Origin of the sequence: Paracraurococcus ruber, assembly GCF_004353985.1 — a bacterium.
In the GTDB taxonomy this organism is placed as follows: Bacteria; Pseudomonadota; Alphaproteobacteria; order Acetobacterales; family Acetobacteraceae; genus Paracraurococcus; species Paracraurococcus ruber.
This window is the reverse complement of record NZ_SMOA01000323.1, coordinates 1-5,638: the sequence shown is the minus strand read 5'-3', so window position 1 is coordinate 5,638 and position 5,638 is coordinate 1. Positions and strand designations below refer to the sequence as shown.

The 5,638-nt window shown below is 75.6% G+C and carries 6 protein-coding genes; 2 read left to right on the top strand and 4 right to left on the bottom strand.

The window, feature by feature from the left end:
- Positions 1–891, bottom strand: an 891-nt coding sequence (locus tag E2C05_RS28115; protein ID WP_456306535.1) for a LysR family transcriptional regulator ArgP, incomplete at its 3' end; no start/stop codon positions are given.
- Positions 892–960: 69 nt separating this feature from the next.
- On the opposite strand from E2C05_RS28115, the gene E2C05_RS28110 reads away from it, so the two are divergent.
- Positions 961–1,584, top strand: a complete 624-nt coding sequence (locus E2C05_RS28110) for a LysE/ArgO family amino acid transporter (RefSeq protein WP_133222950.1) — start codon at positions 961–963, stop codon at positions 1,582–1,584.
- Between the two features lie 45 nt (positions 1,585–1,629).
- Here E2C05_RS28110 and recQ read toward each other — a convergent pair whose 3' ends face one another.
- From recQ to E2C05_RS28095, 3 genes are all read right to left on the bottom strand, one after another.
- Positions 1,630–3,480, bottom strand: coding sequence for a DNA helicase RecQ (gene recQ / locus E2C05_RS28105; RefSeq protein ID WP_133222949.1), 1,851 nt, complete (start codon positions 3,478–3,480; stop codon positions 1,630–1,632).
- Positions 3,481–3,680: 200 nt separating this feature from the next.
- The gene (locus E2C05_RS28100; protein WP_133222948.1) at positions 3,681–4,073 is read right to left on the bottom strand and encodes an OmpA family protein; all 393 of its coding nucleotides are present in this window, start codon (positions 4,071–4,073) and stop codon (positions 3,681–3,683) included.
- Positions 4,074–4,155: 82 nt separating this feature from the next.
- Positions 4,156–5,115 (bottom strand): radical SAM protein, encoded by a 960-nt coding sequence (locus E2C05_RS28095; RefSeq protein ID WP_200306427.1) that lies wholly within the window; start codon positions 5,113–5,115, stop codon positions 4,156–4,158.
- A gap of 234 nt (positions 5,116–5,349) precedes the next feature.
- Here E2C05_RS28095 and E2C05_RS33495 point away from each other — a divergent pair, with 234 nt between their 5' ends.
- Complete coding sequence (locus E2C05_RS33495) at positions 5,350–5,499, top strand: hypothetical protein (RefSeq protein WP_158292418.1); 150 nt, start codon at positions 5,350–5,352, stop codon at positions 5,497–5,499.
- The last annotated feature ends 139 nt before the right edge of the window (positions 5,500–5,638 follow it).

The following is a 5,638-nucleotide window of genomic DNA, read 5'->3' as shown; positions in this document are numbered from 1 at the left end:
CGCCTGCGGCAGGCTGGCCCGCGCCGCCGCCACCACCTCGGCCGTCAGCGCCTCCAGCAGCCGCGCCCCGAGCCGCGCATGCTGCCAGTGCAGCGCCACGTCGAGCCGCCGGCCCGGCAGCAGCTCGACGAGCCGTCCCGCCCGCAGATGCTCCTCGACCAGCGGGAGCGGGTTCATCCCCCAGCCGAGCCCGGCCAGCGCGCCATCGACGAAGCCCTGGGAGGACGGCACCCAATGCGCCGGCGCGTCGAGGCCGGCGAGGCCGAGCGCCGCCTGCGCCCAGCGCGCCTGCAGCCCGTCGCGCCGGTCGAAGCGCAGCAGCGGCGCGTGCGCGAGGGCGGCGGCATCCACGCCCTGCGGGAAATGCCGCCGCAGATAGCCCGGGCTGGCGACGGCGGCATAGCGCATGGCGCCGAGCGGCACCGTGCGGCAGCCCTGCACGGGCACCGGATCGGCGGTCACCGCGGCCAGCACCTCGCCCGAGCGCAGGCGGCGGGCCGTGTGCCCCTCATCCTCCGTGACGAGGTCGAGCAGCGCCCCGCTGCGCTCGGCGAAGCGCGCCGCGGCGGGCAGGAACCAGGTCGCCAGGCTGTCGGCATTCACCGCGATGCGGAGCATGGGCTGGCTGGCGCCGATCGCCGGCAGCACCGCCGCCAGTTCGCCTTCCAGCAGCCGCACCCGCTCCGCATGGGCGTAGAGGATCGCACCCGCCTCGGTCGGCGCCGGGGGCTGGCCGCGCACCACCAGCACGGCGCCCAGCCGCTCCTCGAGCGCCCGGACCCGCTGCGACACGGCGGAGGGCGTGACGCCGAGGACGGCGGCCGCCCGCTCGAACCCGCCTTCCCGCAGCACGGCGGCCAGGGCGGCGAGGGAGGCATAGTCCAGCAGCATAAGCCCTGCTTCATCGAGATAATGAAACTTAGCTAGCCTACGGCGCCACATGGCGGCAGGGAAGCGCCCATGCCGGTCGCATCGTCCTTCCTCGGCGGCTTCGCCCTCTCCGCCGCCCTGATCGTCGCCATCGGCGCGCAGAACGCCTTCGTGCTGCGCCAGGGCCTGCGGCGGGAGCATGTCGGCCCCATCGTGCTGTTCTGCGCCCTGGCCGACATCGCGCTGATGGCGGCCGGCGTGGCGGGGCTGGGCGCCGCGCTGGACGGGCTGCCGGGCCTGGCGGCGGCTCTGACCCTGGGCGGTGCCGCCTTCCTCGGCTGGTATGGCCTCGGGGCGCTGCGCCGCGCCCTCCGCCCCGCAGCGGCGCTGGCGGCGGAGGGCGGCGGGACGGCCATGCCGCTCGGCGCGGCGCTCGCCCGCACCGCCGGCTTCACCCTGCTGAACCCGCATGTCTATCTCGACACGGTGCTGCTGGTCGGCGCGGTCGGGGCGGCGCAGCCGCCCGGCGGCCAGCCCGCCTTCATCGCCGGCGCGGGGCTCGCCAGCGCGCTGTGGTTCGCGGCGCTGGGCTACGGCGCGCGGCTGCTGGCGCCGGTCTTCGCCCGGCCAGCCGCCTGGCGGGTGCTGGATGCGGTCATCGGCGCGACGATGCTGGCCCTCGCGGCCGGGCTCGCCGCCCGCGGCCTGGGCTGAAGCGCGCCGCCCACCCGGCCGGGGGTTGCCCCCCGGCGGCGGGGATCAGCCGGCATCCTCCACCACCCGCAGCACGTCCTCGCCGTAGCGGTCGAGCTTGCTGCGGCCGACGCCCGGGACCATCGCCAGGTCCTCGGCATCCTGCGGCCGCATGCGGGCGATGGAGGCCAGCGTCTCGTTCGAGAAGATCATGTAGGCGGGCAGGCCCTGCACCTCCGCCTCCCGCTTCCGCCAGGCGCGCAGCGCGTCGAAGAGCGGGTCGCCCGCCATGGCCGGCGGCGCGCCGCGGCCGCTGCGCTCGCCGCGTTCCCGCGGCGCCGTTGCGGCGACCGCCTCCGCCCGCAGCATCACCGGCTGCTCGCCCTTCAGGATCGGCCGCGCCGCCTCGGTCGGCACCAGCTCCCCATGGTTCTCGATGGCGACGTCGAGCGCGCCGAGCGCGACGAGCTGCCGCGCCACGCCGCGCCAGGCGGTGTCCGACAGGTCGGTGCCGACGCCGAAGGTCTTCAGCTTGTCGTGCGAGAACTGCGCCACCTTCGGCGTGACCTTGCCGCGCAGCACGTCCACCACGTGGCCGAGCCCGAAATGCCCGCCCGAGGGCAGCCGCGTGCGCAGCACCGCGCTCAGCAGCTTCTGCGCCGCGACGGTGCCGTCGAACAGCCGCGGCGGCGCGCGGCAGACATCGCAGGCGCCGCAATTCTCCGGGCCGTCCTCGCCGAAGCAGCGCAGCAGGATGCGGCGTCGGCAAGTCGCCGCCTCGGCGATCGAGACCATCGCCTCGAGCCGCGCCCGCTCGATCCGCTTCTGCTCGTCCGGCGCCGGGCTTTCCTGGATGCGGTGGCGGGCGATGGCGATGTCGCCGGCGCCATACAGCAGCAGGGCGCGCGCCGGCAGCCCGTCCCGCCCGGCGCGGCCGATCTCCTGGTACCAGCTCTCCGGGCTGCGCGGCAGGTCGAGATGCGCGACCCAGCGCACATCGGGCCGGTCGATGCCCATCCCGAAGGCGATGGTCGCCGCCATGATGACGGCGTCGCCGCGGGCGAAGCGGCGATGCGCCTCCCGCTTCGCCTCCGGCTCCATGCCGGCATGGAAGCAGAGCGCGTCATGCCCGTCCTCGCGCAGCCAGGCGGCGGTCTGCTCGGTCCGCGCCCGGCTGCCGCAATAGACGATGCCGGCGCCGGTGCCGTCCGAGGCCGACTTGACGAAGGCGCGCAGCTGCCCCCGCTCGCTCTCGCGCGGCGCGGCGCTGATAAAGATGTTCGGCCGGTCGAAGCCGCCGCGGAAGACCGGGCTGTCCTGCAAGCCGAGCTGGGCGCGGATGTCCTCGACCGTGCGCGGATCGGCCGTCGCGGTCAGCGCAAGCCGCGGCACATCCGGGAAGCGCTGCGAGAGCAGGCCGAGGCCGCGATATTCCGGCCGGAAGTGATGGCCCCACTGGCTGACGCAATGCGCCTCGTCGATCGCGAAGAGCGCGAGGTCGCGGCGGGAGAGGAAATCGAGCGTCCCGTCCAGCGTCAGCCGTTCCGGCGAGACATAGAGCAGCTTGGTGGTGCCGCGGGCGAGGTCGCGCTTCACCTCCCGCGCCTGGTCCTCCGGCAGGTCGGAATGCAGCGCGGCGGCTGCGACGCCCTGCTGCCGCAGCGCCGCCACCTGGTCCTCCATCAGCGCAATGAGCGGCGAGACGACGATGCCGAGGCCGGGCCGGCACAGCGCCGGCACCTGGAAGCAGAGCGACTTGCCGCCGCCCGTCGGCATGAGGACGAGGCCGGAGCCGCCCGCCATCACGTGGCGGACGATCTCCTCCTGCCTTCCGCGGAAGCCGGGATGGCCGAAGACGCGGTGCAGGACGTCCTCGGGCGAATCCTCCCGGGTCTCCTGCCTCGGCTGGTCGAGCATCGGGCGGCTATAGCATGCCGCCGCCGATTCCCAGAGCGGATCGGGCCGCGACGGCGGTGCCGCGCGGCGCCGCGGACAAATCGCCAGCCCGGCGCGGCCCGGCGATCCGCCGCGTCATCGCCGGCGTGGCGGACGCCCCGCCGGCAACCGCCGCGGTTGCCGGCGCACAGGCGCGGCGACGGGCCTCGTCCGGCCGGAGGTCAGCCGCCGATCAGGATGTCGACGCGCCGCGCCTCGGTCGGGAAGGATGGGTCGGTGGGCGCGATGGCGCCCCGCGCCTCGACGCGGATGCGGCCGCGATCGACGCCCGCTTCGGCTAGGTGGTCGGCGACATGCTGCGCCCGCGTATTCGCCAGCGCCTGGTTGAAGCCGGCCGTGCCGGTGAGGTTGGCGGTGAAGCCGCGCACCCGCACCGTCTGGCCCGGCCGTTCCCGCGCCAGCGCCGCCGCCTGGCGCACCACGGCCACGCCGTTCTCGTCCAGCGCCGCGCTGTCCTGGTTGAAGAACACCACGGTCGCCGGCGCGGGGGCCGTGGCGGCCGGGGGCTGGCATGCGGCGAGGGCGAGGAGCGGCAGGGCAAGGCGACGACGCATGGGGCGACTCCGGCGGGGCAAGGCGTGGCGATTGGTCCGGGAAAGCCGCGGCGCCGTCAACCGCCGCCCCGGGCGGGCGGCCTCAGCGCGAACAGGCGGCGCCGCCGAGGACGCAGAATTTCGCGCAATGCGGATGGTTCAGCGGCACCGGCCGCGCCGCCTCGGCCAGCGTCCCGCCCAGCTCGAATTGCGGGTCGTAGGGCAGCAGGGTGCAGGCCAGCACGGCCGGCGCCGCCGCCCCCTTCCGCTTCACCACCATCCGGGCGGAGGCGCACATCAGGCTGTCCGGGCTTTTCCCCAGGATGCCCCAGCAGGCGGTGGTGATCTCCGGCACGTCGGCCGTCGCGTCCATTTCCGGGAACAGCATCAGCGACACCGGGTCCTGCGCATCCACCGGGATGCCGCGGTCGGCGAACAGGCGGGCGAAGCCGGCGCGCGACGCCGCCTCCGCTTCCCCGCCGAAGGCGGCGCGGCCGGCGACATGGATGCGGAAGCCCTCCCGCGCCAGCCAGTCCAGGCCTTCCAGCGCCTGGGCGAAGCTGCCTTCCTGCCGTTCCAGGTCGTGCAGCAGCGGCGTGTGATGGTCGAGGCTGACGCGCAGCGTGAGCCGGTCGCCGAACGCGTCGCGCAGGGCCAGCAGCGCCGCGGCGTGGTGGCGCATGGGCTTCATCGCATTGGTCAGCACCAGCGCCCGCAGCCCGCGCGACAGCACGTCCCGCAGCATCGCCGGCAGGTCGCGGTTGAGGAAGGGCTCGCCGCCGGTGAAGCCCACCTCCTCCACCGGCAGGGCGTCGCGCGCGATCTCCTCGAGGAAGCCGTGCAGCTCCGCCGCCGAGAGATAGGCGAGCGCATCGTTGCGCGGGCTGCTCTCGATGTAGCAGTTGCGGCAGGTGATGTTGCACAGCGTGCCGGTATTGACCCAGAGCGTGCGCAGGCCCGCCAGCGCCACGGTCGCCCGGGTCTCGCCCTTCGCCGTCACCAGCGGGTCGCGGAACTTGGCGGGGTCGAGCGGCCGGGTCTTGGGGGCGGCGATGACGGACACGCGGCGCGGGCTCCTCGGCTGGGGCGACGTCAGGCAGGTGGGGCGGGACGGGCCGGCGGCGAGCCGCCGTGTGGCTCACGGCTGCGTGCCGGGGCCGCGGGGCCGGGCGGGGATGGTCGCGCGTTTCCCGGCGCGCCGCAACGATGCGGGGCGCCGGGCGGCGGCGTGCGCCACGGCACAGCGCCCCGCGCCGGCCGCGGGCAGGCTGCCCGGACGACGGAGGAGACCCCGCCCATGACCCGCCCGAGCCTGTCCCTGCCCGCCATCCTCGCCCTCGCCAGTATCGGCGTCTGGCTGGCCGTCGTCGGCGCGGTGGCGATGGTCTCGCCGGCCCGCATCGCGCAGGTGAGCGAGGCGGCGCCGCTGGACTGGGCGGGCGACTGATACCGGGGCGCGGATCGGGGCGCGGACGTCACGCCGCCGGCGCATCCGCATCGCGCGCGGGCGTCGCGTGGCGGCGGCGCGCCAGGGCCGACGACCGCGCCGGCCAGGATGCCGGCGGGCCGCAGGCGGCGCCAAATGC